Origin of the sequence: Streptomyces roseochromogenus subsp. oscitans DS 12.976 (genome assembly GCF_000497445.1) — a bacterium.
Classification (GTDB): Bacteria; Actinomycetota; Actinomycetes; order Streptomycetales; family Streptomycetaceae; genus Streptomyces; species Streptomyces oscitans.
Genome location: NZ_CM002285.1, coordinates 1,679,589 through 1,704,350, shown reverse-complemented (window position 1 = coordinate 1,704,350; position 24,762 = coordinate 1,679,589). Strand labels below are relative to the sequence as shown.

Below are 24,762 nucleotides of genomic sequence, written 5' to 3'. Positions count from 1 at the left end.
GGTGGTGCGCGCGGGGCGCTGAGCTGCGCGCCGGTGCGATCCGGTGAAACCAATTCCAGGATTGCCACACATCGCGACCGGCCATCGCCGTACCGTAGTTGGCGGGCGGCACAGATCGTTTGCGTACAGCCGTGGGGAGAGAGGGCCTGGGCCATGGACCGTGGCAGCGAGCGGGACACACCTCCCGGGCGCGACGACGGCAGTGCGGCGGCCGGCCGGATTCCGCTGGCCGTGGTCGTCGTCGACCGCGACGGCCGGGTGTCCCACTGGAGCAGCGGCGCACGGCGCCTGTTCGGCGCGAGCCGGGAGGACGCCGTCGGGCGTGCCGCCGCCGATCTGCTGCCGGTCTCCGGCGCCCTGCCCGAGGACCCGCACGGTGATCCGATGCCGGACGCCTACGAGGTGTACGACGGACTCGGCCCCGACCTGGAAGCCTCGCTCGGCGGCCGCACCGCCTACGCCACCGCCGGCCGCGCCCGCCTCGTCCCGCACGGCCGGGAATCCGACGGCGAGCGGCTCGACGTGCTCTGGTGGGCCTACCCGCTGGTCGGTCCCGGCCCGTCCCGGCTCCTGGTGCTCGCCGCCGACGCCACCCGGCTGCGCGACGAACGCGGCTACGACGACGAGACCGCCGAACGCATCTCACCCGGCTTCGCCCGCCACACCGAGCTGCCCGCCTCCGACGAACTGGAACGGCGGCTGCCCGAGATCCTGCCCAACATGGGCCCCGGCCCGAGCGGCCGCATCGTCTCCCAAGTGCTCGAACTGGGCTACCCGGTCCTGGAGTTCAGCCAGTTCGACCGGGTACCCGTCACCCCGTACTGGGGCGTGCCCCGCCGCCCGGGCCGCAGGCCGGCCGAACCCGTCGTACCGCAGCAGCGCTCCGCACCGCCGCTCGTCCCGGTCGGTGCCGAGCAGGACCTGGAGTACGCCGCGGTGCGCGAGCGGCTGGAGTTCCTCAACGAGGTCAGCTCCGGCATCGGTTCCTCCCTCGACCTCGGTGCGACCATCCGCGAGGTCACCAGCGCCGCCGTACCCCGGTTCACGGACTTCGCCGGCACCCATCTGCGCGCCGCAGTCCTCGCCGGCGAGGGCTTCCCGGACGGACCGCCGGACGCCAGCACCGTGATGTTCCGGGTGTGGGTCGAGCACAACGACGAACCGGGCCGCTGGGACGACACCGTGCCCGTCGGCGAGGCCTTCGCGTTTCCCGAGCACACGCCGTTCTACAAGTGCATGGTCACCGGTGAGCCGGTGCTGATCCCGCGGGTCACCGAGGAGCTCAGCGAGCGCATCTCCGGCGAGTTCGAGAAGCGCGACCTCAGGCCGCTCATCGGCGGCCGCTCGCTGCTGATCGTCCCGCTCAAGGCCCGCAATGTCGTCCTCGGCTTCATGGTGCTGATGCGCCGCCCGGACCGCCCCGCCTTCGACGACATGGACCGCACCACCGGCGCCGAACTCGCCGCCCGCGCGGGCCTCGTGCTCGACAACGCCCGCATGTACACCTTCCAGGAGAACGTCGCCGACACCCTGCAGGACAGCATGCTCCCGCAGGTCACCCCGCGGATGGCCGGCTGCGACATCGCCACCCGCTATCTGCCGGGCACCCGGCTCGGCCGGATCGGCGGCGACTGGTTCGACTCCGTCAAACTGCCCGGCTCGCGCACCGCCCTCGTGGTCGGCGACGTCATGGGCCACGGCCTCAACTCAGCCGCGATGATGGGCCAGTTGCGCACAGCCGTACAGACCATGGCCACCATGGAGACCCCGCCCGCCCAGCTGCTGCGCAACCTCGACGACCTGGCGCGCCGGCTCGGCGACACCTACCTCGCCACCTGCCTTTACGCCGTCTACGACCCGATCCGCGGCGAACTGCACCTCGCCAACGCCGGACACATCCCGCCCGTCCTGGTCCGCGCCGAGGACGGCAGCAGCGAACTCCTGGAGCTTCCCACCGGCGCCCCCATCGGCGTCGGCGGCGTCCCGTTCGAGACCACCCGGATCAAGGTCGCGCCCGGCGACCGGCTGGTGCTGTGCACCGACGGCCTGGTCGAGGTGCGCGGCTCCGACATCGGCGAGGGACTCGCCGCGCTCTGCGAGTCCGCCGCACACCCCGCCGCCTCCATGGACGACGCCTGCGACACCATCATCCGCGCCCTGAACACCCACGGCGGCCGCAAGGACGACGTCGCCCTGCTCATGGCCCGCCTCAACGGCATCCCCGACGACCACGTCGCCGAATGGCGGCTCGACGCCGGCCCCCACGAGGTCGCCCGCGCCCGCCGCCTGGTCCGCGAGCGGCTCCTGCAGTGGGGTCTGCCGCAGGCCGTGGAGACCGCCGAACTGCTGGTCAGCGAGGTCGTCACCAACGCCGTACGGCACGCCGTGAGCGAACCGGTCGGGCTGCGCGTGGTCCGCACCGACGCGCTGCTGTTCGAGGTCACCGACGACGAACCCGGCCTGCCCGCCATGCTGAGCGCCGGCCCCTACGACGAGTCGGGCCGCGGCCTGCGCGTGGTCAGCCGGCTGGCCCGGGAATGGGGCGCAAGCGCCACCGGGCACCGCAAGACCGTCTGGTTCGAACAGGCCATCACCGGACGAGGATGACCCAAGGGGCGCACGGTCCGCCGGTGTACGCCCCCTGGGTTGACCGGCGTCCGTACATCCGGTGAAGGTGGCCTCCCGCCCCTTGCCTCGCCCGAGGCCCCCGCGATATCCCGATCACGGAACCGAACCGTGGGGAGAGCGCATGAACGTCTCGGACAAGTACCGCAGCAACTGGGAGAGTTACTGGAGCGAGACCTCCGAGCAGGAGGGTGAGGCGATCTGGGACTGCGATCCCGCTCTCTCCGCCGAACCGCACAGCGCCCTGCTCCTGCCCCACGCGGACCCGGCGCGCACCATCGTCGACCTCGGCTGCGGCAACGGCACCCAGACCCGCTACCTCGCCACCCGGTTCGCGCGCGCCGTCGGCGTCGACCTCTCGCACGCCGCCGTCGAGCACGCCCGCCGCGCCACGCCGGACGACACCGTGGAGTTCCAGCAGCTCGACCTCACCGACACGGACGCCGTACGGGCCCTGCACGAGCGGCTCGGCGACGCCAACGTCTATATGCGGGCCGTCATCCACCAGAGTGAACCCGAGGCGCGGCCCGCGGTCGCCGCCGCCGTCGCCGAGATCATCGGCAGCGAGGGCCGCGCCTTCGTCGTCGAACTCACCTCCGGCTCCCGGGAGGTGCTGCGGCGCGCCGCGTCCCAGCCGAGCGGCCCGGGGCCCAAGCTGCGGCGCGTCTTCCACCACGGGCTCAAGCCCGCCGACGCCGACGACGCGGAGATCCCGCGCGTGCTCGCCGAGTCCGGTCTGAAGATCATCGCCGATGGCGAAACGACCCTGCCGCAGACCGAGTTCCTCACCGACGGCACCCGTATCGACCTGCCGGCCCGCTGGTTCGTACTCACCGGCGAATAGGCCGGCCCGACAGGCCACCCGGGGTGGCACCGCTTCCCGGCGAGTACAAGCCGAGTACAAGCCGAGCACAAGCACTGTGAGGGCGCCGTCGGGGGCGCTCACCGGGAAGCGGCGGAGTCCTCGTCACCGCGGGGCGCGATGCGGAACCCGAAGGCGAGAGCGCCCGGATCCAGGGCCGTCGCACCGCCGTCCACGGTGAGTACCGCCCCGTTGACGTACGACGCCGCCGGGGACAGCAGCCAGCCGATCGCCTCCGCGATCTCGCGCGGCTCACCCGGCCGCCCCTGGGGCAGCGGCCGGGTCGCCTCCGCATAGGCGGCGTCCACGCCCCCGTCCCGCAGGTCCGCCTCCTCGGCGAAGCGTGCCATGCGCCGGTCGGCCATCTCGGTCCGCACCCAGCCGGGGCACACGATGTTGGCCCGCACCCCCTGCCGCCCGTAGTCGACGGCCACGGAGCGGCAGAGCTGGAGCAGGGCCGCCTTGGAGGTGGCGTACGGGGCGTTGCTGGTGCCGTTGCGCAGCGCGGACACCGAAGCGACGGCGACCACCGCCCCCTTGGAATCCAGCAGATGCGGGATCGCCGCGCGCAGCAGCAGAAGCGGGCCGGTGAGGTTGGTGCGCATCACCTCGTCCCAGTCCCGTAGCGTCAGGTCCCCGACGGCTCCGCCGCGCCCGATTCCGGCGTTCAGCACCACCCCGTCGACGCGGCCGTGCGCGCCCAGGGCCGCCTGGACGAGGCCGTCGGCCGCGTCGGGCTCCCCGACATCGGACGGATACGCCAGCGCTCCGGTCTCCCGCGCGAGGCGTCGCAGGGGTTCGGCCCTCCGGCCCGAGGCGACCACATGGTGGCCCCCTTCGCTCAGCAGCCGCGCCGTGGCCTCCCCGATACCCGAGCCCGCGCCGGTCACGATGACAACTCGCTTGTCCGCCACCACAGTCAAGCTTCCTTCGCCGAGTGCCTCCCCCGCCCACGACTCTAGAGCCGGGGGCTCCGCCACCGGCCACTTCCGGACAGGGCGACGCCGCGGTACAGGTCACCGCGTCACCTCGTCCGAGGGAGTCATGGAGGCATGCCTGCGTAGCAGGGTCGCCGCCCGCCTCTGCGACAGCGTGTACCCGCGGATCACCAGAGCCGAATGGGCCCGGTACTTCCCGGCGGTCGGCTGCCGCCCGTTATGTGTCGAGTTGTCCGGGTGCCGTCCTTGTAGGAAGTTTCCTCGCCGGCGCGTAACGTGAAGCACCATGAAGATCCTCATCAGTGCCGACATGGAGGGGGCCACGGGTGTCACCTGGCCGGCCGACGTACTGCCGGGGACGCCGCAGTGGGAGCGGTGCCGGGCGATGTTCACCTCGGACGTGAACGCCGCCGCGCAGGGCTTCTTCGACGGCGGCGCCGACCAGGTGCTGGTCAACGAGGCCCACTGGTCCATGCGCAACCTGCTGCTGGAGCGGCTCGACGACCGGGTCGAGATGCTCACCGGGCGGCACAAGACGCTGTCCATGGTGGAGGGCGTGCAGCACGGCGACGTGGACGGCATCGCCTTCGTCGGCTACCACGCGGGCGCCGGTATGGAGGGCGTCCTCGCCCACACCTACCTCGCCAACCAGATCACCGGCGTGTGGCTGAACGACGTCCGTGCCAGCGAGGGCCTGCTCAACGCGCATGTCGTCGCCGAGTACGGCGTACCCGTCGTCCTCGTCACCGGCGACGACGTGGCCTGCGAGGACGCGCTCGGCTACGCCCCGGAGGCGCTGAAGGTGGCCGTCAAGGACCACGTGTCGCGGTACGCGGCGGTGTGCCGGACCCCGAACCGCACCGCGGGCGACATCCGCGCCGCTGCCAAGGAGGCCGCCCGGCTGGCAGTGCGTCACCCAGCCGTCGAGGCCGGGCCGTTCACCGTCGCGGTCGAGTTCGACGCGGAACACCTGGCGATGGCCGCCACCGTGGTGCCCGGGGTCGCGCGGATCGGGGAGCGGAAGGTGGCGTACACCAGCGCCACCATGTACGAGGGGATCAGGACGTTCAAGGCGGTCACCACGATCGCCTCCGCCGCCGTGGAGGAGCAGTATGGCTGACCAGCAGGCCGATGAGCTCGCCCTGGACGAGGTCGTGGAGTTCACCTCCGGCCTGATCCGGATCGACACCACCAACCGGGGCGGCGGGGACTGCCGGGAGCGGCCGGCGGCGGAGTACGCGGCCGAGCGGCTGGCCGGCGCGGGCCTGGAACCGCTGCTGCTGGAGCGCGCCCCGGGCCGTACCAACGTCGTCGCCCGGATCGCGGGCACCGACCCGTCCGCCGACGCGCTGCTGGTCCACGGTCACCTCGACGTGGTGCCCGCGGAAGCCGCCGACTGGAGCGTGCACCCGTTCTCCGGCGAGGTCCGCGACGGGGTGGTGTGGGGGCGGGGAGCCGTCGACATGAAGAACATGGACGCGATGATCCTCGCGGTCGTCCGCGGCTGGGCCAGGCAGGGCGTACGGCCCCGCCGCGACCTCGTCATCGCGTTCACCGCCGACGAGGAGGCCTGCGGCGAGGACGGCTCCGGATTCCTCGCCGACCACCACCCGGAGCTGTTCGAGGGCTGCACCGAGGGCATCAGCGAGTGCGGTGCCTTCACCTTTCACGACGGCGCCGGACGGCAGATCTACCCCATCGCGGCCGGAGAGCGGGGCACCGGCTGGCTGAAGCTCACCGCGCGCGGCCGCGCCGGTCACGGCTCCAAGGTGAACAAGGAGAACGCGGTGACCCGGCTCGCCGCCGCCGTCACCCGCATCGGTGAGCACGAGTGGCCGCTGCGGCTCACTCCGACCGTCCAGGCCGCGCTCGCCGAACTCGCTGCCATCTACGGCATCGAGCCGGACTTCCGGGACGTGGACCGGCTGCTGGAGAAGCTCGGCCCGGCGGCCACGCTGGTGGAGGCGACCATCCGCAACAGCGCCAACCCGACCATGCTGAAGGCCGGTTACAAGCTGAACGTGATTCCCGGCGAGGCGGTCGCCTACGTCGACGGCCGCTGTCTGGCGGGCGCCGAGGAGGAGTTCGCCGCCACCCTCGACCAGCTGACGGGCCCGGACGTGAGCTGGGAGTTCGCGCACCGCGAGGTGGCCCTGCAGGCGCCGGTGGACGCGCCCGTCTTCGCGAAGATGCGGGCCGCCGTAGCGGAGTTCGCACCCGAAGGACACGTCGTGCCGTACTGCATGTCGGGCGGCACGGACGCCAAGCAGTTCTCCCGGCTCGGCATCACCGGCTATGGTTTCGCCCCGCTGAAGCTGCCCGAAGGCCTCGACTACCAGGCGCTGTTCCACGGCGTGGACGAGCGCGTGACCGTCGAGGCGCTGCACTTCGGCGTCCGGGTGCTCGACCGCTTCCTGCGGACGGCTTAGCGGATGGGGGACGAGGTGCGGACGTCGCCGTACGGATCGTGGCCGTCGCCGGTCGACGCGGCGCTGGCCGCCGCGCACGACGGGCAGCCGGAGTGGGTCGGCTTCGTCGGGGACGAGGTGTGGTGGACCGAGCCCCGCCCGGCCGAGGGCGGCCGCCGGACGCTGGTGCGGCGGACGGCCGAAGGCACCGAGGAGGTCGTACTGCCCGCGCCGTGGAACGTGCGCAACCGCGTGGTGGAGTACGGCGGCCGGCCCTGGACCGGGGCGGAGCGGGGCGGCACACCGCTCGTGGTGTTCACGCACTTCGCCGACCAGCGGCTGTACCGGTACGAGCCCGGCGTCGAGCCGCGTCCGCTGACCCCGGTCTCCGCGGTGGGCGGGGGGCTGCGCTGGGCGGACCCGCACCTGGACCTCGCGCGCGGCGAGGTGTGGTGCGTGCTGGAGGAGTTCACCGGGGACCACCCCTCGGACGTACGGCGGGTCCTGGCGGCCGTACCGCTGGACGGATCCGCCGCCGAGGACCGGTCCGCCGTACGCGAACTCACCGACGGCCGGCACCGGTTCGTCACCGGGCCCCGCGTCTCGCCCGACGGCCGCCGGGCGGCCTGGCTCGCCTGGGACCATCCGCGGATGCCGTGGGACGGGACGGAGCTGCGCGTCGGCGAGATCGGTGACGACGGCATACTGCATGCAGTTCACACCGTCGCCGGCGGGCCGCGGGAGGCGATCGCGCAGGCCGAATGGTCGGCGGACAACCGTCTTCTGTATGCGAGCGACCGCAGCGGCTGGTGGAACCTGTACCGGGACGGCACCCCGCTGTGCCCGCGCGAGGAGGAGTTCGCCGGCCCGCTGTGGAAGCCGGGCCTGCGCTGGTTCGCGCCGCTGGACAACGGTCTGATCGCGGTCGTACACGGTCGGGGGCGACCGTACTCGGGATATTGGATGCAGAATCCGGGGAGTCCGGGCAGATCGTCGACGCCGCCGGACCGTGGACCGAGTTCGGTGCCACCCTCGCCGTGCACGGCGGGCGCATCGTCGGCGTCGGCGCCAGCCCGCGCACCGGGTACGAAGTGGTCGAGCTGGACACCGCCACCGGCCGGGCCCGCGCCATCGGCGCCCGGCACCGGGACGCCGTCGACCCCGCGTACTACCCCGAGCCACGGATCCGCACCTTCACCGGCCCGGACGGCCGCGAGGTGCACGCCCACGTCTACCCGCCGCACCACCCCGAACGGGCCGCACCCGACGGCGCGGCGGCGCCGTACGTCATCTGGGCGCACGGCGGCCCGACCGGCCGGGCGCCGCTCGTGCTGGACCTGGCGATCGCCTACTTCACCTCGCGGGGCATCGGGATCGCCGAGGTGAACTACGGCGGCTCCACCGGATACGGACGGGCCTATCGGGAGCGGCTGCGCGAGCAGTGGGGCGTGGTCGACGTCGAGGACTGCGCGGCGGTCGCCCGCGCCCTCGCCGAGGAGGGCACCGCCGACCCGGACCGGCTCGCGATCCGCGGCGGCAGCGCGGGCGGTTGGACCACGGCCGCCTCCCTGACCACGACCGACGTCTATGCCTGCGGCACCATCGTCTACCCCGTCCTGGACCTGGCCACCTGGGGACCGGAGGAGACCCACGACTTCGAGTCCCGCTACCTGGAGTCGCTGATCGGTCCGCTCGCCGAGGTGCCGGCCCGGTACGCCGAGCGCTCGCCGACCACCCACGCCGACCGGCTCACCGTGCCGTTCCTGCTGCTGCAGGGACTGGACGACGTGATCTGCCCGCCCGCCCAGTGCGAGCGCTTCCTCGCCCGGATCGCGGGCCGGAGCCTGCCGCACGCCTATCTGACCTTCGAGGGCGAGGGGCACGGGTTCCGCCGGGCCGACACCATGGTGCGCGCCCTGGAGGCCGAACTCTCCCTGTACGCTCAGGTGTTCGGGCTGGATGTGCCCGACGTACCGAGGCTGGAGCTGCACACGTGAAGCACGTGAAGGAACTGACACGGCCGGAGCGGCTGGCCCCGGGCGCTCGGGTGGCCGTCGTCGCCACCAGCGGACCGGTGCCCGAGGAACGGCTCCAGGCGGGCCTCGATGTGCTGCGCGGCTGGGACCTCGACCCGGTGGTGGCTCCCCATGTGCTCGACGCGCACGGCGAGTTGGGATATCTCGCGGGCAGTGACGCCGATCGCGCGGCCGACCTGCAGCGGGCCTGGTGCGACCCGTCCGTGGCCGCGGTGCTGTGCGCCCGTGGCGGCTACGGCGCCCAGCGCATGGCCGACCTGCTCGACTGGGATGCGATGCGCGCGGCCGGACCCAAGGTGTTCGTCGGCTTCAGCGACGTCACCGTCCTGCACCAGGCGTTCGCCACCCGGCTCGGCCTGGTCAGCCTGTACGGACCTGTCGTCGCCGGGGCCGACTTCGTCAAGAGCGCCCGCGCGCAGGAGAGTCTGCGGGCGACTCTGTTCGCTCCGGAGACCGTGCGGACGCTCGCCTCGGCCGGAACCGCACTGGCGCCGGGGCGGGCCAGAGGGGTGACGCTCGGCGGCTATCTGAACGTGCTGGCCACCGACCTCGGCACCCCGTCCGGTCGGCCCGGCGCCCGGGGCGGGCTGCTGCTTCTGGAGGACGTCGGTGAAGTGCCGTACCGCGTCGACCGGTTGCTGACCCAGCTGCTGCGCTCCGGCTGGCTCGACGGGGTCGCCGGGATCGGGCTCGGATCCTGGCGCGACTGCGGCCCGTACGAGGAACTGCGCCCGGTCCTCGCCGACCGGCTGGGCGGACTCGGCGTGCCCGTCGTAGAGGAGCTGGGCTTCGGGCACTGCGATGACGCGATGACGGTCCCCTTCGGGACAGCCGCCGAACTGGACACCGATTCCGGCACATTGACACTGGACAAGCCGGCACTGCGCTGAGCCGACGCCTGCTGAATTCGCTGGGCGGGCGTCACTGGAGCGTTGGGCTGACCCTTGCTGGCTTTGGTGGGTGGGCGTCACGGGATGGCTGGGCTGAGGCTTGCTGGCTTTGGTGGGTGGGCGTCACGGGATGGCTGGGCTGAGGCTTGCTGGCTTTGGTGGGCGGGCGTCACGGGATGGCTGGGCTGAGGCTTGCTGTCTTCGCTCGGCGGGCGTCACTGGGTCGCTGAGCCGACGTCCGATGACTTAGCTGAGCGGGCGTCATCGAGTCGCCGAGCCGATGCCTGCCGACCTCGCTGGTGGCCGCCGTTGGATCGCTGGGTGGCCGTCGCTGATTCGCTGAGTGACCGCCACTGAATCGCCGAGCGGGCCACTGATTCGCTGAGTGACCGTAACTTAATCACTGCGCACGGCGTTCACCAGGTGCCTGGCCCGCCCACCCGTCCACTGAATCTTCGTCAAGAAACCACGTGCAGTCAGATTGACCCGTGCCTGACACGTGTCACAGCATGCTCCTCGGCCAGACCTACTGGCCGGTTTTCGTGTGCCTCAGTGTGGAGGTCCCGTGCCCCGACGTGTGCCCCGACCGGCACCCCGCCGTGTGTCCCGATCCCATGCCGCCCTAGCCGCCCTCCTCGGCGCGGCGCTCACCGCACCCCTCGCGTTCACCGCCGGCCCGGCCCACGCGGGCGGCCAGTACACCGTCACCCCGCTGAAGTTCACCGTGCGGGCCGGCGGCCGCGGTTGCGCGGTCGACGCCGACCTGTACCGTCCCGCCGGAGTGGACCGCGCCCACCCCGCGCCCGCCGTGCTCGCCACCAACGGCTTCGGCGGCAGCAAGTCGGACGGCACCACCGACGCCATCGGCAAGGCCTTCGCCGAGCGCGGCTACGTCTCCCTCGTCTACTCCGGCCTCGGCTTCGGGCACAGCGGCTGCCTGATCTCCCTCGACGACCCCCGCATCGACGGTGAGACCGCCTCCCGACTGGTCGACTTCCTCGGCGGCAAGCGCTCCGCCGACGACGGCACCCACGCCGACTTCGTCACTCTCGACGCCCCCGGCGACCCGCGCGTCGGCATGATCGGCGGCTCCTACGGCGGCGCGATCCAGCTGGCCACCGCCTCCGTCGACCACCGCGTCGACGCCCTCGTCCCGCTCGTCACCTGGAACGACCTCGTCTACTCCCTCGACCCGAACAACGTCGTCGGCGCCCGCGACGTGCCCGGCGCCTTCAAATGGCAGTGGACCAACGGCTTTTATCTGAGCGGCGAGAGCCAGCCGCTGACCACCCCGAGCCTCGACCCGTCCCGGATCAACTCGCTGGCCTGTCTGCACTTCGTCTCCGACGCCTGTGCCACCGTGCGCACCCTCGACTCCGGCAGCTACCCGGCCGACCGCACCGCCCGGCTGCTCGCCTACGCCCGCAGCATCTCCCCGATGACCTATCTCCCCCGCGTCCAGGCGCCCACCCTGCTCGTCCAGGGCCAGGCCGACTCCCTGTTCAACCTCAATGAGGCGACGGCCAGTTACCGCACACTCAAGGCCCAGGGCACGCCGACCGCCCTCATCTGGCAGTCCTGGGGCCACAGCGGCGGCATCACCGACCCCGCCGCCGGTGAACTCAACCTGGTCCAGGGGAACCTGGAGACCAGTTACGTCGGCCGCCGCATCCTCGCCTGGTTCGACCGCTACCTGAAGAACCACAACCACACCGGCACCGGCCCCGCCTTCGCCTACTACCGCGACTGGATCACCGATCCCGCCCACACCTACGCCACCGCCGACCGCGTCCCCGCCCTCAGCCAGACCCTCTATCTCTCCGGGGACGGCAAACTGGTCGACAACCGCGCCAAAGTGGCTCGAGGCAGCCGCAGTTACTCCAACTGGCTCGTCCCGACGAGCCATTCGGAAAGCTCCCTGGCCGGCACCATCGGCCTGCCCGACCCGGCGCCGTACGACACCCCGGGAACCTACCTCGCCTGGACCGGCGCCACCCTCACCAGGGACCTCGATGTCGTCGGCGCCCCGCAGATCACCCTCAAGGTCGTCTCCCCGAAGGCCGAACGCACCCAGAACTCCGGCGACGCCGCCGACAAACTGGTGCTGTTCGCCAAGCTGTACGACGTCGCGCCCGACGGCACCCAGACCCTCGTCCACCGGCTGGTCGCGCCGGTCCGGGTACCCGATGTGACCAGGAGCTTCACCGTCACCCTGCCGGGCATCGTGCACCGGTACCCGGCCGGGCACCGGCTGCGTCTCGTGGTCGCGGCCAGCGACGACGCCTACTTCGGCAACCGGGGGATCAAGCCGGTGACCGTGGTCAGCGCGCCCGGGGACACCGGGGTGCTGCGGCTGCCGGTCACCGGCGGCTGAGCCGCACCGGGGGCGCCGCCCGCCGTGCCGCGCGCGGTGCCCCGACCGGCCCTGTCCGACGCCCCGGGGCGTCGGACATCCGCGAGACGCGACCGGTGAAGGCGCCGTAAGCTGGCCGGATGCCGCACACCGCGCCTCACTACCTCGCCGCGGGCCCCCGCGTGGCCATCCGTCACTTCACCCTCGACGACGGTCCCGAGTTCACCGCACGGGCCCGCGAGAGCAAGGACCTGCACCGGCCCTGGCTGTTCCCGCCGGACACGGACGAGGCCTACGCCACCTATACGCGTCGGCTGATCGAGGACGAGACCAAGGCGGGCTTCCTGGTGTGCGACAAGGACAGCGGGGACATCGCCGGGTTCATCAACATCAACAACATCGTGCGCGGCGCCTTCCAGTGCGGTGCCCTCGGGTACGGGGCCTTCGCCCACGCCGCCGGGCGCGGCCTGATGCGCGAGGGTCTCGACCTGGTCATCGGATACGCCTTCGGCCCGCTGGGGCTGCACCGGCTGGAGATCAACGTGCAGCCGGAGAACGCCGCCTCGGTAGCCCTGGCGCGGGGCGCCGGCTTCCGCCTGGAGGGCTTCTCCCCGGCCATGCTCTACATCGACGGCGCCTGGCGCGACCATGAACGCTGGGCCCTCACCACCGAGATGCGCGCCCGCGACTGACTCTTCGTCCTACGGGGAGAGCTTTCATGCGGACGCTCTTCGTGCTCGACGCCCCGGCCAGCCTGGGCTTGCGCCCACCCGCCCCCGGTACGGTGCCCGGCTGCCACAAGGTAGCCGGAGCCCTGTGGGACCAGGGACATCCGGGAGCGGGGCGCCGCAGACCGCGCCCGCGCCACCGCCGAGACCTTCGAGATCCCGCAGCTGGACGGATTCCGCCTGCACCTGGACGCCGACGTCGTCGATCCGTCGGTCACGCCCGCCGTGGACAGCCCCGACCCCGACGGCCTGCGGCCCGAGGAACTGCCCGCGCTGCCACGCCCGTTGCTCGCCTCCCCGCGCTGCACCGGACTCGGCATCACCATCTACGACCCCGGCCTCGACCCGTACGGCACGGCGGGCGTGCTCCTGACCGACCTGGTCGCGGACGCCTTTGCGTAATCCTGACCGGTACCTCCCCTGGCCGACTCCCCGTGCGCCGGGTTCCATGGTGATCGTGACGAGGATCCGACGTGAGGTACTGACGCTGCCCGCCGCGCAGTTGGGCCAGGACAACCCCCTGCCCCCGCTGCGTCCGCTCGACGAGGCCCACCGCACAGAGGACCGCGACCGGGACGGCATGCCCGCGGACATGGCCCGCCAGCTCGGCCAGGACCCGCTGCGCAGCCTGCTCCCGGTGCGCGTCCGCGACGGCTACGACAGAGCCCGCGAGCCCCGCGCCCTCGACGCCCTCGTGATGGAGAACGACCGGCTGCGCGCCACGATCCTGCCCGGCCTCGGCGGCCGCGTCGCCTCCCTGCTCCACCTGCCCAGCGGAAGCGAACTCCTCTACCGCAACCCGGTGTTCCAGCCCGCCAACTTCGCCCTCAACGGCGCCTGGTACTCCGGCGGCATCGAATGGAACATCGGCGCCACCGGCCACACCACCCTCTCCTGCGCACCCCTGCACGCCGCCCGCGTCCCCGCACCCGACGGCGGCGAGATGCTGCGCCTGTGGGAGTGGGAGCGGCTGCGCGACCTGCCCTTCCAGGTCGACCTGTGGCTGCCCGACGGCTCCGACTTCCTCTACGCCGGCGTCCGCATCCGCAACCCGCACGAACGCCCGGTGCCGACGTACTGGTGGTCCAACATCGCGGTGCCCGAGGAGCGCCGGGTCCTCGCCCCCGCCGAAGAGGCCTGGCACTTCGGCTACCAACGCCGGCTGCGCCGCGTACCCGTCCCGTCGTACGACGGCGTCGACCGGAGCCACCCCCTCAACAGCCCGTACGCCGCTGACTACTTCTACGACGTGCCGGAGCGCCGCCGCCGCTGGATCGCCGCGCTGGACGCCGACGGGCACGGGCTGGTGCAGACCTCCACCGACACCCTGCGCGGCCGCAAACTCTTCGTATGGGGCCACCGGCCCGGCGGCCGCCGCTGGCAGGAGTGGCTCACCGAACCCGGCACCGGCGGCTACTGCGAGATCCAGGCCGGCCTCGCCCGCACCCAGCTGGAACACGTCCGCCTGGACGCGGAGAGCGAGGTGTCCTGGCTGGAGGCGTACGGCCCGCTGGACGCACCGCCCGAGGGGGAGTGGACCGGGGCCGTCCGGGGCGCCGAGGAGCGCTTGGAGTCGGCCCTGCCCCGCGCCCACGTCGAGCAGGCGTACACGACCTGGAAACCGTACGCCGACACCGAACCCACCGAGATCCTGGCCGCCGGATCCGGCTGGGGCGCCCTCGAAGTGCTGCGGGCCGACTGGAAGCTGCCCGGCACCCCATTCTCCGAGGCCATGCTCGGCGACGCCCAGGCGCCCTGGCGCGAACTGCTGCGCACCGGGTCCCTGCCCGAACCGCGCCGGGTACGGCCACCCGGCGAGACCCTCGTCGCCCCACACTGGCGGGACATGCTGGAGACCGCGCCCGCCACTCCGCACACCGAGTACCACCTCGGTGTCGCCCAGTGGCACGCCGGCGACCGCGCCCAGGCCGTCCGCAGCTGGGAGCGCGCCCTCCCACTCGCCCCCTCCCTCTGGCCGCTGCTTCGCTGTCTGGCCGTCGCCGACCAGGAGTCCGGCCACCACGAGCGGGCCGCCGAACGGTACGCGGACGCCTTCGACGACCTGTGCCGCGAACGGCGCGACGACGGCGCGGCATGGACCGCCGCCATGGCCGCGCTCGGCCGGGAAACCCTGCAGGCGCTGCTCCGGGTCCGGCGGACGGCGGATGCCCGGACCGTCTGGAACCGGCTGCTGCCCGCCGTCCGCCGGCGCGGCCGGTTCCGGCTCCTGGAGGCAGAACTGCTGCTCGCCGAGGGACGCCCCGCCGGGGCGCGGGCCGCCTTCGACGCGGGGCTGGAGGTCGCCGACCTGCGGGAGGGCGAGGAGGTCCTCGGCCGGCTGTGGTCCCGGCTCACCGACGAGCCCCTGCCCGCCCGCCATGACTTCCGGATGCGGCCCGATCCGGCCTGAGCGGCTCAGCCCCGCTGGTCCACGTACTCGAACACCGACCCGTCCGGATGCATCGCCAGCAGATTCCGGCCCACCGGCGTCGGCACCGGCCCCGCGAGGATCCGGGCGCCGAGGTCCGTCAGCAGCCGGTGGGCCTCGTCGACGTCCTGCACGGCGATGGTCGCCGCCACCTTCCGTAGAATCTCCAGCTCCTCTTCCGGCCCGCTCATCAGGAGAAAGGACCCGATCGCGGCCACCTGCACCCCACCCCGCTCAAACCGCAGGGCTCTGCCACCCGACAGCCGCTCGTAGAACGGGACGGCGGCTTCGAGGTCATCGACGCAGATACGCAGCGAGGCGCCCAGAATTTCCATACACCGGAGCCTAGTTGGGACGACGGTGGGGCGGCCAACCTGAGGGGCGCGGGGCTGCGTCGATGTGCGGCTCCGCCGCGATGGGGGTCCCCCCGGGTTCGAGCGAAGCCGAGAACTCGGGGGAGCGATCAGCCCCCCGCCACCCCGGAGCCATCCGGGTGACCGGCAGAGTGTTTGCGTGCCCCCGGAGGGGCTACGCGGAATGCCTCGAACGAGCCGTACCGCCGGAGGCGCCCCGTGAGCCGACCTCACGTCGTGATCGTCGGCGCCGGTTTCGCCGGGTACCGGGCTGCCCGCACGCTGGCCCGGCTGACCCGGAACCGGGCCGACATCACCCTGCTGAACCCGACCGACTACTTCCTGTACCTGCCACTGCTGCCCCAGGTCGCCGCCGGCATCCTGGAGGCCCGCAGGGTCACCGTGTCGCTGCCGGGCACCCTGCGAGGGGTGCGGCTGGTGCTCGGCGAGGCGGACCATGTCGATCTCGACGGGTGCAGCGTCCACTACAGCGACCCCGAGGGCGGCATCGGCACCCTCGGGTACGACCGGCTGGTGCTGTGCGTCGGCAGCGTCAACAAGCTGCTGCCCATCCCCGGGGTCGCCGAACACGCGCACGGCTTCCGCGGTCTGCCCGAGGCGCTGTACCTGCGCGACCACGTGACCCGTCAGGTGGAGCTCGCCGCCGCGGACGACGACCCGAAGAGCCGCGCCGCCCGGTGCACCTTCGTCGTGGTCGGCGCCGGCTACACCGGCACCGAGGTGGCCGCGCACATGCAGCTGCTCACCGACCGGCTGGCCCGCCGCAACCCGCTGCCCGGCGTCCGGCCCCGCTGGCTGTTGCTGGACGTCGCGGACCGCGTGCTGCCCGAGCTGGACGAACGACTCTCCCGCACCGCCGACCGGGTGCTGCGGGCACGGGGCGTGGACGTGCGCATGGGCACGTCGGTGAAGGAGGCCACCCATGACGGGGTGCTGCTCACCGACGGGGAGTTCGTCGCCTCCCGGACCCTGGTGTGGTGCGTGGGCGTACGCCCGGATCCGCTGATGGAGGCCGTAGGGCAGCCGCTGGAGCGGGGCCGGCTGATCGTCGACCCCCAGCTGCGGGTACCGGGCCGGCCTGGGGTGTTCGGCTGCGGGGACGCGGCCGCCGTACCGGACCTGGACCGTCCAGGGGCCTTTGCGCCGATGACGGCCCAGCACGCGTGGCGGCAGGGCAAGGTCGCTGGGGAGAACGTGGCCGCCTCGCTCGGCCTCGGGCGGCGCCGGCGGGCGTACCGCCATCGCGACCTGGGTTTCGCGGTCGACCTCGGCGGGGTCCAAGCCGCCGCGAACCCGTTCGGCATCCCGCTGTCCGGCCCGGCGGCCGGCGCGGTCACCCGCGGCTACCACCTGGCCGCGCTGCCCGCGGGCCGCGTCCGGGTGGCCGCCGACTGGCTGCTGGACGCCGTACTGCCGCGCCAGGGCGTCCAGTTGGGCCTCGTCCGGTCCTGGGCGGTCCCCCTGGACACGGCCTCCCCGGAGCTGCCACGGGTACCGCGCCGACCGGAAGAGGCGGGCGGACCGGGAAAGACGGGCGGACCGGAACGGACGGGCGGACCGGAGCAGGCCGGCTCCACCGGCGGCCCGGACCACCCCGCTCCCGGCCCCGTCCGGCACACCGACCCCCCGGACCCCGCCCACGAGTGACCCCGCGGGCCGTGGCCTCACTCGACACCCGACTCTGTGCAAGGAGACTCATGAACACCGCCGAACTCGCCGAACTGGGACAGCAGTTGCGCGTGGACAGTGTGCGGGCGTCCGATGCCGCGGGGTCCGGGCACCCCACGTCCTCGATGTCCGCCGCCGATCTGCTGGCCGTCCTGCTCGCCCACCATCTGCGCTACGACTTCGAGCGCCCCGAACACCCGGCCAACGACCGCTTCGTGCTGTCCAAGGGACACGCCTCGCCCCTGCTGTACGCCGCGTACAAGGCCGCCGGTGTGATCGAGGACGGCGAACTGCTCACCTTCCGCAGGATCGGCAGCCGGCTCGAGGGACATCCGACGCCCCGGCGGCTGCCCTGGGTGGAGACCGCCACCGGATCCCTCGGCCAGGGCCTGCCGGTCGGCGTCGGCATCGCCCTCGCCGGCAAGCACCTGGACCGCACCGGCTACCGGGTGTGGGTGCTGTGCGGCGACAGCGAGCTGGCCGAGGGCTCGGTGTGGGAGGCCGCCGAACACGCCGGGTACGAGGGCCTCGACAACCTGATCGCGATCGTGGACGTCAACCGGCTCGGCCAGCGCGGCCCCACCCGGCACGGCCACGACCTGGACGCCTACGCCCGCCGCTTCGAGGCCTTCGGCTGGCGCACCCTCGAGGTCGACGGCCATGACGTCGACGCGATCGACCGGGCCTACGGCGAGGCGCTGGCCACGGACGGGCAGCCCGTCGTGGTGCTCGCCCGCACCCTCAAGGGCAAGGGCGTCGCCGCTGTCGAAGACCGCGAGGGGCACCACGGAAAGCCGCTGCCGGACGCCGAGCAGGCCATCGCCGAGCTCGGCGGACCGCGCGACCTGCACGTCCGGGTCAACGAGCCGCCGGCCGCCGCGGCGCTGCGCGACCTGACCACCGAGGTGCTCCGGCTCCCGCGCTACGGCAAGGGCGACGAGGTCGCGACCCGGGACGCCTTCGGCGCTGCCCTCGCCGCGCTCGGCACCGCCCGCCGCGACGTGGTCGCCCTGGACGGCGAAGTCGGCGACTCCACCCGCACCGAGGAGTTCGCCAAGGCGCACCCCGAGCGGTTCTTCGAGTGCTACATCGCCGAGCAGCAGCTGGTCGCCGCGGCCGTCGGCATGGCCGCGCGGGGCTGGCTGCCGTACGCCTCCACGTTCGCCGCGTTCTTCACCCGGGCCTACGATTTCGTGCGCATGGCGTCCATCAGCGGCTCCGGCATCAACCTGGTCGGCTCGCACGCCGGGGTCGCGATCGGGCAGGACGGGCCCTCGCAGATGGGCCTGGAGGATCTGGCCATGTTCCGCGCCGTGTACGGCTCGACCGTGCTGTATCCGTGCGACGCCAACCAGACCGCCCGGCTGGTCGCGGCGATGTCCGGGCTGGACGGCATCCGCTATCTGCGTACCTCGCGCGGGAAGACGCCGGTGATCTACGGCCCCGAGGAGGAGTTCCCGGTCGGCGGCAGCAAGACGCTCCGGTCGAGCGAGGAGGACCGGCTGACGGTCGTCGCGGCCGGGGTCACCGTACCGGAGGCGCTGGCCGCGGCCGACCGGCTCGCCGAGGACGGCGTCCGGGTGCGGGTGATCGACCTGTACTCCGTCAAGCCCGTCGACACGGACACGCTGCGCCGGGCCGCCGAGGAGACCGGCTGTCTGCTCACCGTGGAGGACCACCATGCCGAGGGCGGCCTCGGCGACGCCGTCGCGGGGGCCTTCGCCGACGGCCGGCCCGTGCCCCGGCTGGTCCGGCTCGCGGTACGGGCCATGCCGGGCTCGGCCGCGCCCGACGAGCAGCTGCACGCGGCCGGTATCGACGCCCTCGGTATCGCGGCGGCCGCCAAGCTGCTGGTGGAGGAGGCGATCGTGCGATGACCGCCGTATCCGCCACGGCGGTCGGCGGACCGGCGACCTGTGGCGTGCGCCGGGCCGCCGGGCCAGGCTGGAGCTGACGAACCTCGCCCGTTTCCTCACCCTGAAGGGAGCCGGCAAGGAACCGGGCCGCGCCCGAAGGAGACACCATGACCGGACCGCGTTACGTCTACGCCGTCTGCCGCCCCTTCGGGACGCCCCTGCAGGCCGAGCTCAAAGGCGTCGGGGGCGCCCCGCCGGCGCTGCTGCGCCACCACGACCTGGTCGCGGTCGTCAGTACGGTCCCGGCGGCGGACTGCTGCGAGGACGCCCTGAAGGCGCACCTGGACGACCCGGACTGGCTGGACGCGACCGCCCGCGCGCACCAGGGCGTGATCGACGCACTCACCACGGTCACGACCCCGCTGCCGCTCCGGCCCGGGATCGTCTTCCAGGACGACTGGTCGGTGCGCATGATGATCGAGGCCCGTGAGGACGAATTCCGGCGCACTCTCGACCGGCTGGAGGGCCGGGTGGAGTGGGGTGTGACGCTGTCCCTGGAGCCCGAGCCCGCCGAACCCGCTCCCGCGCGGGCCGAGGCGTTCGCCCGCTCGCTGCACGAGCTCCTCTCCCGGCACGCCGAGGATTCACGGCTGCACACCCCCGAGATCTCCGGGCTGTCCACCGTGCCCGGCCGGAACGTCCTCGCCGCGGCCTATCTGGTGCCCCGCGCGCAGTCCGAGGAATTCGTGGAACTGGTGGATCGCGCGCGGGACGAGGCACCCGGAATCCGTGTGGAACTCACCGGCCCCTGGGCCGCCTATTCCTTCACGGGGGAGGCGGTGCCGTAACTGTCTCCGGGAATCAGGAATCAGGAATCCGGACTGTCTTCCCGGATCAGGCTTCCTTGCGGCACAGAATCTCTCCGTGCAGGACCGCGAACCAGCCGTCCTCCCGCCGGCCCCACTCCCGCCATGCCTCGGACACGGCCCGCAGCCCTTCCTCGGTGGCGTGGCCGCCCCGCGTGGCCCGTTCGGCGTAGGCGGAGGCCAGGGTGCGGTCGGCCCACAGACCGCTCCACCAGGCCCGCTCCTCGGGCGTGGCGAATGTCCAGGTGCTGGAGGTGACGGTGATGTCGGTCAGCCCGGCGGCCAGCGCCCACGCCTTCAGCCGGCGCCCGGCGTCGGGCTCACCGCCGTTGGCGCGGGCCACCCGCTCGTACAGGTCCAGCCAGTCGTCCAGGCCCGGCACCGCCGGATACCAGGTCATCGCCGCGTAGTCCCCGTCGCGTACGGCGATGAACCCACCCGGTCTGGTCACCCGGCGCATCTCGCGCAGCGCCTGCACCGGGTCGCCGACGTGCTGCAGCACCTGGTGGGCGTGGACCACACAGAAGGTGTCGTCGGGATAGTCCAGCGCGTGCACGTCGGCGACCGCGAAGTCCACGTTCGCCAGACCGCGCCCGGCCGCGGTGGCCCGGGCCTGGTCCAGGATGCCCGGCGCGTGGTCGACGCCGGTGACCTGGCCGTCCGGGACCAGTTCCGCCAGGTCGGCGGTGATGGTGCCCGGACCGCAGCCGATGTCCAGGATCTTCATGTGCGGCTTCAGGGAGCCGAGCAGATAGGCCGCGGAGTTGGCGGCGGTCCGCCAGGTGTGCGAACGCAGCACCGACTCGTGGTGCCCGTGCGTGTAGACGGCGGTCTCCCGCGCTTTCGGCATGGTTGTTCCCCTTCACCCTCGTCTCCGCTGGTACGCATCAGCGTACGCGCGCATGCCGAATAATGAGACCAGAGTCTCGCAATGTGGACCAACGGAGAGGAGATGGAGAGGATCGGAGCTGTTCGGCGGCCGGTTACGCTGAAGTGCCCGTTTCTTGTGCCTGTCTGCGCCGGGCGCCCGGCCGGCGCGTAAGGAGACCCCCGGATGCACCTCCTCCTCGTCCGCCACGGTGAGACCCCGTCCAACCTGGACCACCTGCTGGACACCGCCGTGCCCGGTCCCGGGCTGACCCCGCTCGGCGAGGCACAGGCCGCCGCACTGCCCGAGGCGCTCGCCGGGGAGGACATCGAGGCCCTCTACGTCTCCACGATGCGGCGCACCCAGCTCACCGCCGCCCCGCTGGCCGCAGCCCGGGGCCTTGGGACGATCGTCCGCGACGGCGTGCGCGAGGTGTCCGCCGGCGACCTGGAGATGCTGCCCGGGGAGTCCCCCGAGGGCCGGGAGTACATGCGCACGGTGTTCGCGTGGGCGGCCGGCGACACCGGGCAGCGCATCCCCGGCGGAGAGAGCGGCGAGGAGGCCCTCGCCCGGTACGACGCCGTGATCGCGGAGGCCGCCGCGAGCGGCGCCGGCACCGTGGCCGTGGTCAGCCACGGCGCCGCGATCCGCCTGTGGACCGCTGCCCGCGCCCACAACGTCGACGTTGCCTACGCCGCCGCCCGCCCCCTGAGGAACACCGGCGTGATTGTCCTGGAGGGCTCCCCGTCCGACGGCTGGAAGGTCCTGTCCTGGGACAGCGCCGTGGTGGAACCGGCCGGGGAGAGCGGCCCGACGGGGGAGCCGGTGGAGACGGCGCAGTAGCCGGTGGGCGCGGCGGCGGGGTAGTCGGTGGGGATGGCGGCCGGGGGGAGGCCGTGGAGGCGCGGGGCAGCGGCGCGCCGCGCTGGCGCGGACTGCCGGCCGTGCACGCGGAATGTTCACGGAGCCGGCGGACAGCCGGCGGATAAGCGTTTGCCCCGGTACCGGCCGTCCCCGGAGAATGCCTGCCCATGGGACATCTGGAAGCCGCGCACCTCGAGTACCACCTCCCCGACGGGAGGACCCTGCTCGGGGACGTGTCCTTCCGGGTCGGCGAAGGCGCCGCCGTCGCCCTCGTCGGCCCGAACGGCGCCGGCAAGACGACCCTGCTGCGACTGATCTCCGGCGAGCTGAAGCCGCACGGCGGCACCGTCACCGTCAGCGGCGGGCTCGGCGTGATGCGTCAGTTCGTGGGCTCCGTACGCGACGAGACGACCGTACGGGACCTGCTCGTGTCCGTCGCCCCGCCCCGCATCCGCGAGGCCGCACAGGCGGTCGACGAGGCCGAGCACGCCATCATGACGGTCGACGACGAGGCCGCCCAGCTGGCCTACGCCCAGGCCCTCGCCGACTGGGCCGAGGCGCGCGGCTACGAGGCCGAGACCCTGTGGGACATGTGCACCACCGCCGCCCTCGGCATGCCGTACGAGCGCGCCCAGTGGCGCCAGGTGCGCACCCTCTCCGGCGGCGAGCAGAAACGCCTCGTGCTGGAGGCGCTGCTGCGCGGCACCGACGAGGTGCTGCTGCTGGACGAGCCGGACAACTACCTCGACGTGCCGGGCAAACGGTGGCTGGAGGAGCAGCTGCGGGAGACCCGCAAGACGGTCCTGTTCGTCTCGCACGACCGTGAACTGCTCGCCCGTGCCGCCGAGAAGATCGTCTCCGTGGAGCCCGGGCCGGCCGGTGCCGACGCCTGGGTGCACGGCGGCGGCTTCGCCACCTATCACGAGGCCCGCCGCGAACGCTTCGCCCGCTTCGAGGAGTTGCGCCGCCGCTGGGACGAGAAGCACGCCCAGCTCAAGAAGCTGGTGCTGAGCCTGCGTCAGGCAGCCTCCGTCTCCCACGAGCTGGCCTCCCGGTACGCGGCCGCCCAGACCCGGCTGCGCAAGTTCGAGGAGGCCGGACCGCCCCCAGAGCCGCCGCGCGAGCAGGACATCACCATGCGCCTGAAGGGCGGCCGCACCGGCGTAAGGGCGGTCACCTGCAAGGGACTTGAGCTGACCGGCCTGATGCAGCCGTTCGACCTGGAGGTCTTCTACGGCGAACGGGTCGCTGTCCTCGGCTCCAACGGCTCCGGCAAGTCGCACTTCCTGCGGCTGCTCGCGGGCGACGACGTCGCGCACACGGGGGAGTGGAAGCTCGGCGCACGCGTCGTACCCGGCCACTTCGCACAGACCCACGCGCACCCCGAACTCCAGGGCCGCACCCTGCTCGACATCCTGTGGAAGGAGCACTCCCAGGACCGCGGCGCGGCCATGTCGAGGCTGCGCCGCTACGAGCTGACCCAGCAGGCCGAGCAGTCCTTCGACCGGCTCTCCGGCGGCCAGCAGGCCCGCTTCCAGATCCTGCTGCTGGAACTGGAGGGCGTCACCGCCCTGCTGCTGGACGAGCCCACCGACAACCTCGACCTGGAGTCCGCCGAGGCCCTCCAGGAGGGCCTGGAGGCCTTCGAGGGCACGGTCCTCGCGGTCACCCACGACCGCTGGTTCGCCCGCTCCTTCGACCGCTACCTGGTCTTCGGCAGCGACGGCCGCGTCCGCGAGACCCCGGAACCCGTCTGGGACGAACGCCGCGTGGCACGGGCTCGCTAGGACCCGTGCCCGGCCGGGACGGTTGCATGCGGAGGCCCGGGAACCCGGATGTTCGTACAGTGGTCTCAGGAACACGGACACGACGAGCGGGGCACCACATGACCGGAGTCGACCCCAGCCGACTGGACGACCAGCAGCTCATGAAGGAGCTGGAGACGATCCACCGCACGCGCCACGACACCCTCCTGTACGGCTCGAACGACGCGCTGCGGACCCACAACGAGCGCATGGCACAGCTGGAGGGCGAGTATCTGCGCCGCAACCCGCGCCGTCTGGTCAGCGCGGGCCGCACCCGCGAGGGCGCCCGGGAACGGCGGTGCGGCGAGGCGGCGACTCCGGAGGCGTCCGGCACCTGAATTCACGCCGTCCCGGCCGCTCGGCCCCGGCTCAGCGGCCGCCCGCCAGCGCCTCGGCCAGCTGCTGCACATTCTCGTAGCGCGCCGAGTGCGGCAGTCGCGCCACCCCGTCGGCCAGCGTGCCCGGCGCGTTCCGCCGGCGCAGCATGCGGGCCAGGTCACGCGCGGTCGCCGGGAAGCAGCCGCGGCTCAGGGTCCGGGCCAGCTCCGCCCGCGTCCGCTCCAGCGACGCCGGCGAACCCAGGCCGCCCACGGGCCCGCTCCACACCTCCGGGTCGTCGTCGGCGGCCGGCTCCGGATCGTGCCACTCCTCCACGCGCGTCGGATGCCGGGACCTCAGCAGGTCCTTCAGCTCGTGTTTCATCTCGTCGTCCCGGTGAACGCTCAGCCGGTCACTGCCTCGCTGCATGTCTGCCTCCACAGGGGACTCGTCCTTGCCCGGTCCTTGTCCGGCAGGAACTCCTGCACCTTCGCCGACACGGCCGTCGCCTCCCGGTCGGCACCTACCGAGTCACCTGCTCAGGGGACGGAAAACCTCGGAAGCCGCCCTGTGGTGCGGTAGCCGGTGTGTCACCCGGCCGGCCGCTCGTGTCCCGCGAATGGGGTCCGGCCGCGCGCGCCGTGGCGCCGTGGGGGCTGTGATGGCAGCGAGGGCACGCCCCGTGCCCCGTACCCGTGACGCCGTCCGGCAGTGCCGCGCTCACCCTGGCCGGGCCCGACGCACCGCCGTAGCGGCGTCCGGCGTACCACCGCCGCCGACCGTTCCGCCGTGCCCGCCGAGGAGCCCGCCCCATGCGCCGCACCGTCCGTGCCCTGTCCGTCGCCCTCGTCGCCGGTGCCGCGCTCGCCCTGGCC

17 protein-coding genes and 3 pseudogenes are annotated in these 24,762 nt (G+C 72.9%); 16 read left to right on the top strand and 4 right to left on the bottom strand.

Translation table 11 applies throughout. The features are described 5' to 3' along the window. Positions 1-153: 153 nt before the first annotated feature. Together M878_RS57515 and M878_RS57510 are read left to right on the top strand one after the other, a co-directional pair. Positions 154-2,607, top strand: coding sequence for an ATP-binding SpoIIE family protein phosphatase (locus M878_RS57515; RefSeq protein ID WP_023545585.1), 2,454 nt, complete (start codon positions 154-156; stop codon positions 2,605-2,607). 142 nt (positions 2,608-2,749) lie between these two features. Next, positions 2,750-3,469: a class I SAM-dependent methyltransferase gene (locus M878_RS57510; RefSeq protein WP_023545584.1), complete on the top strand. Its 720-nt coding sequence runs from the start codon at positions 2,750-2,752 to the stop codon at positions 3,467-3,469. A 98-nt stretch (positions 3,470-3,567) separates the two neighbouring features. Here the strand turns inward: M878_RS57510 and M878_RS57505 are convergent, their stop codons facing one another. Then, the gene (locus M878_RS57505) at positions 3,568-4,401 is read right to left on the bottom strand and encodes an SDR family NAD(P)-dependent oxidoreductase (protein WP_023545583.1); all 834 of its coding nucleotides are present in this window, start codon (positions 4,399-4,401) and stop codon (positions 3,568-3,570) included. Positions 4,402-4,711: 310 nt separating this feature from the next. Between M878_RS57505 and M878_RS57500 the strand changes: the two genes are divergently transcribed. The 8 genes and pseudogenes from M878_RS57500 to M878_RS57465 all read left to right on the top strand — a co-directional run bounded on the left by M878_RS57500 (position 4,712) and on the right by M878_RS57465 (position 15,250). After that, complete coding sequence (locus M878_RS57500; protein ID WP_023545582.1) at positions 4,712-5,545, top strand: M55 family metallopeptidase; 834 nt, start codon at positions 4,712-4,714, stop codon at positions 5,543-5,545. Next, the gene (locus M878_RS57495; protein ID WP_023545581.1) at positions 5,538-6,854 is read left to right on the top strand and encodes a M20/M25/M40 family metallo-hydrolase; all 1,317 of its coding nucleotides are present in this window, start codon (positions 5,538-5,540) and stop codon (positions 6,852-6,854) included. The genes M878_RS57500 and M878_RS57495 overlap by 8 nt, the downstream gene beginning before the upstream one ends. Positions 6,855-6,857: 3 nt before the next feature. Beyond that, positions 6,858-8,830 (top strand): annotated as a pseudogene (locus M878_RS57490) (prolyl oligopeptidase family serine peptidase). Positions 8,831-8,835: 5 nt separating this feature from the next. Beyond that, the gene (locus tag M878_RS57485) at positions 8,836-9,759 is read left to right on the top strand and encodes a S66 peptidase family protein (RefSeq protein WP_031224452.1); all 924 of its coding nucleotides are present in this window, start codon (positions 8,836-8,838) and stop codon (positions 9,757-9,759) included. Positions 9,760-10,360: 601 nt separating this feature from the next. Continuing rightward, positions 10,361-12,133 carry a CocE/NonD family hydrolase gene (locus M878_RS57480; protein ID WP_023545577.1) on the top strand — a complete coding sequence of 591 codons (1,773 nt, stop codon included), beginning with the start codon at positions 10,361-10,363 and terminating at the stop codon, positions 12,131-12,133. A 119-nt stretch (positions 12,134-12,252) separates the two neighbouring features. Beyond that, positions 12,253-12,804, top strand: a complete 552-nt coding sequence (locus tag M878_RS57475) for a GNAT family N-acetyltransferase (RefSeq protein ID WP_023545576.1) — start codon at positions 12,253-12,255, stop codon at positions 12,802-12,804. Between the two features lie 138 nt (positions 12,805-12,942). After that, positions 12,943-13,242 (top strand): annotated as a pseudogene (locus tag M878_RS57470) (arginase family protein); the annotation flags it as partial. 46 nt (positions 13,243-13,288) lie between these two features. Then, positions 13,289-15,250 carry a DUF5107 domain-containing protein gene (locus M878_RS57465; protein WP_023545574.1) on the top strand — a complete coding sequence of 654 codons (1,962 nt, stop codon included), beginning with the start codon at positions 13,289-13,291 and terminating at the stop codon, positions 15,248-15,250. A gap of 5 nt (positions 15,251-15,255) precedes the next feature. Here the strand turns inward: M878_RS57465 and M878_RS57460 are convergent, their stop codons facing one another. Continuing rightward, positions 15,256-15,603 carry a VOC family protein gene (locus M878_RS57460; RefSeq protein WP_023545573.1) on the bottom strand — a complete coding sequence of 116 codons (348 nt, stop codon included), beginning with the start codon at positions 15,601-15,603 and terminating at the stop codon, positions 15,256-15,258. Positions 15,604-15,840: 237 nt separating this feature from the next. On the opposite strand from M878_RS57460, the gene M878_RS57455 reads away from it, so the two are divergent. From M878_RS57455 to M878_RS57445, 3 genes are all read left to right on the top strand, one after another. After that, the gene (locus tag M878_RS57455; protein ID WP_106962679.1) at positions 15,841-17,289 is read left to right on the top strand and encodes an NAD(P)/FAD-dependent oxidoreductase; all 1,449 of its coding nucleotides are present in this window, start codon (positions 15,841-15,843) and stop codon (positions 17,287-17,289) included. 50 nt (positions 17,290-17,339) lie between these two features. Next, a complete protein-coding gene (locus tag M878_RS57450; RefSeq protein ID WP_023545571.1) occupies positions 17,340-19,187 on the top strand; it encodes a transketolase in 1,848 nt (615 codons plus the stop codon). 146 nt (positions 19,188-19,333) lie between these two features. Then, on the top strand, positions 19,334-20,014 hold the full coding sequence (locus M878_RS57445) for a GvpL/GvpF family gas vesicle protein (protein WP_023545570.1): 681 nt from the start codon (positions 19,334-19,336) through the stop codon (positions 20,012-20,014). A gap of 46 nt (positions 20,015-20,060) precedes the next feature. Here M878_RS57445 and M878_RS57440 read toward each other — a convergent pair whose 3' ends face one another. Next, the gene (locus tag M878_RS57440) at positions 20,061-20,882 is read right to left on the bottom strand and encodes a class I SAM-dependent methyltransferase (protein ID WP_023545569.1); all 822 of its coding nucleotides are present in this window, start codon (positions 20,880-20,882) and stop codon (positions 20,061-20,063) included. A 204-nt stretch (positions 20,883-21,086) separates the two neighbouring features. Here M878_RS57440 and M878_RS57435 point away from each other — a divergent pair, with 204 nt between their 5' ends. The 3 genes and pseudogenes from M878_RS57435 (at position 21,087) to M878_RS57425 (ending at position 23,907) form a co-directional block, all read left to right on the top strand. Beyond that, positions 21,087-21,743: a histidine phosphatase family protein gene (locus M878_RS57435; protein ID WP_023545568.1), complete on the top strand. Its 657-nt coding sequence runs from the start codon at positions 21,087-21,089 to the stop codon at positions 21,741-21,743. 188 nt (positions 21,744-21,931) lie between these two features. Continuing rightward, positions 21,932-23,551 carry an ABC-F family ATP-binding cassette domain-containing protein gene (locus M878_RS57430; protein ID WP_023545567.1) on the top strand — a complete coding sequence of 540 codons (1,620 nt, stop codon included), beginning with the start codon at positions 21,932-21,934 and terminating at the stop codon, positions 23,549-23,551. A gap of 48 nt (positions 23,552-23,599) precedes the next feature. Further along, positions 23,600-23,907: pseudogene (locus M878_RS57425) on the top strand (DUF6158 family protein). A gap of 31 nt (positions 23,908-23,938) precedes the next feature. Here M878_RS57425 and M878_RS57420 read toward each other — a convergent pair. Further along, complete coding sequence (locus M878_RS57420; RefSeq protein WP_031224450.1) at positions 23,939-24,316, bottom strand: DUF2795 domain-containing protein; 378 nt, start codon at positions 24,314-24,316, stop codon at positions 23,939-23,941. Positions 24,317-24,762 lie beyond the last annotated feature (446 nt).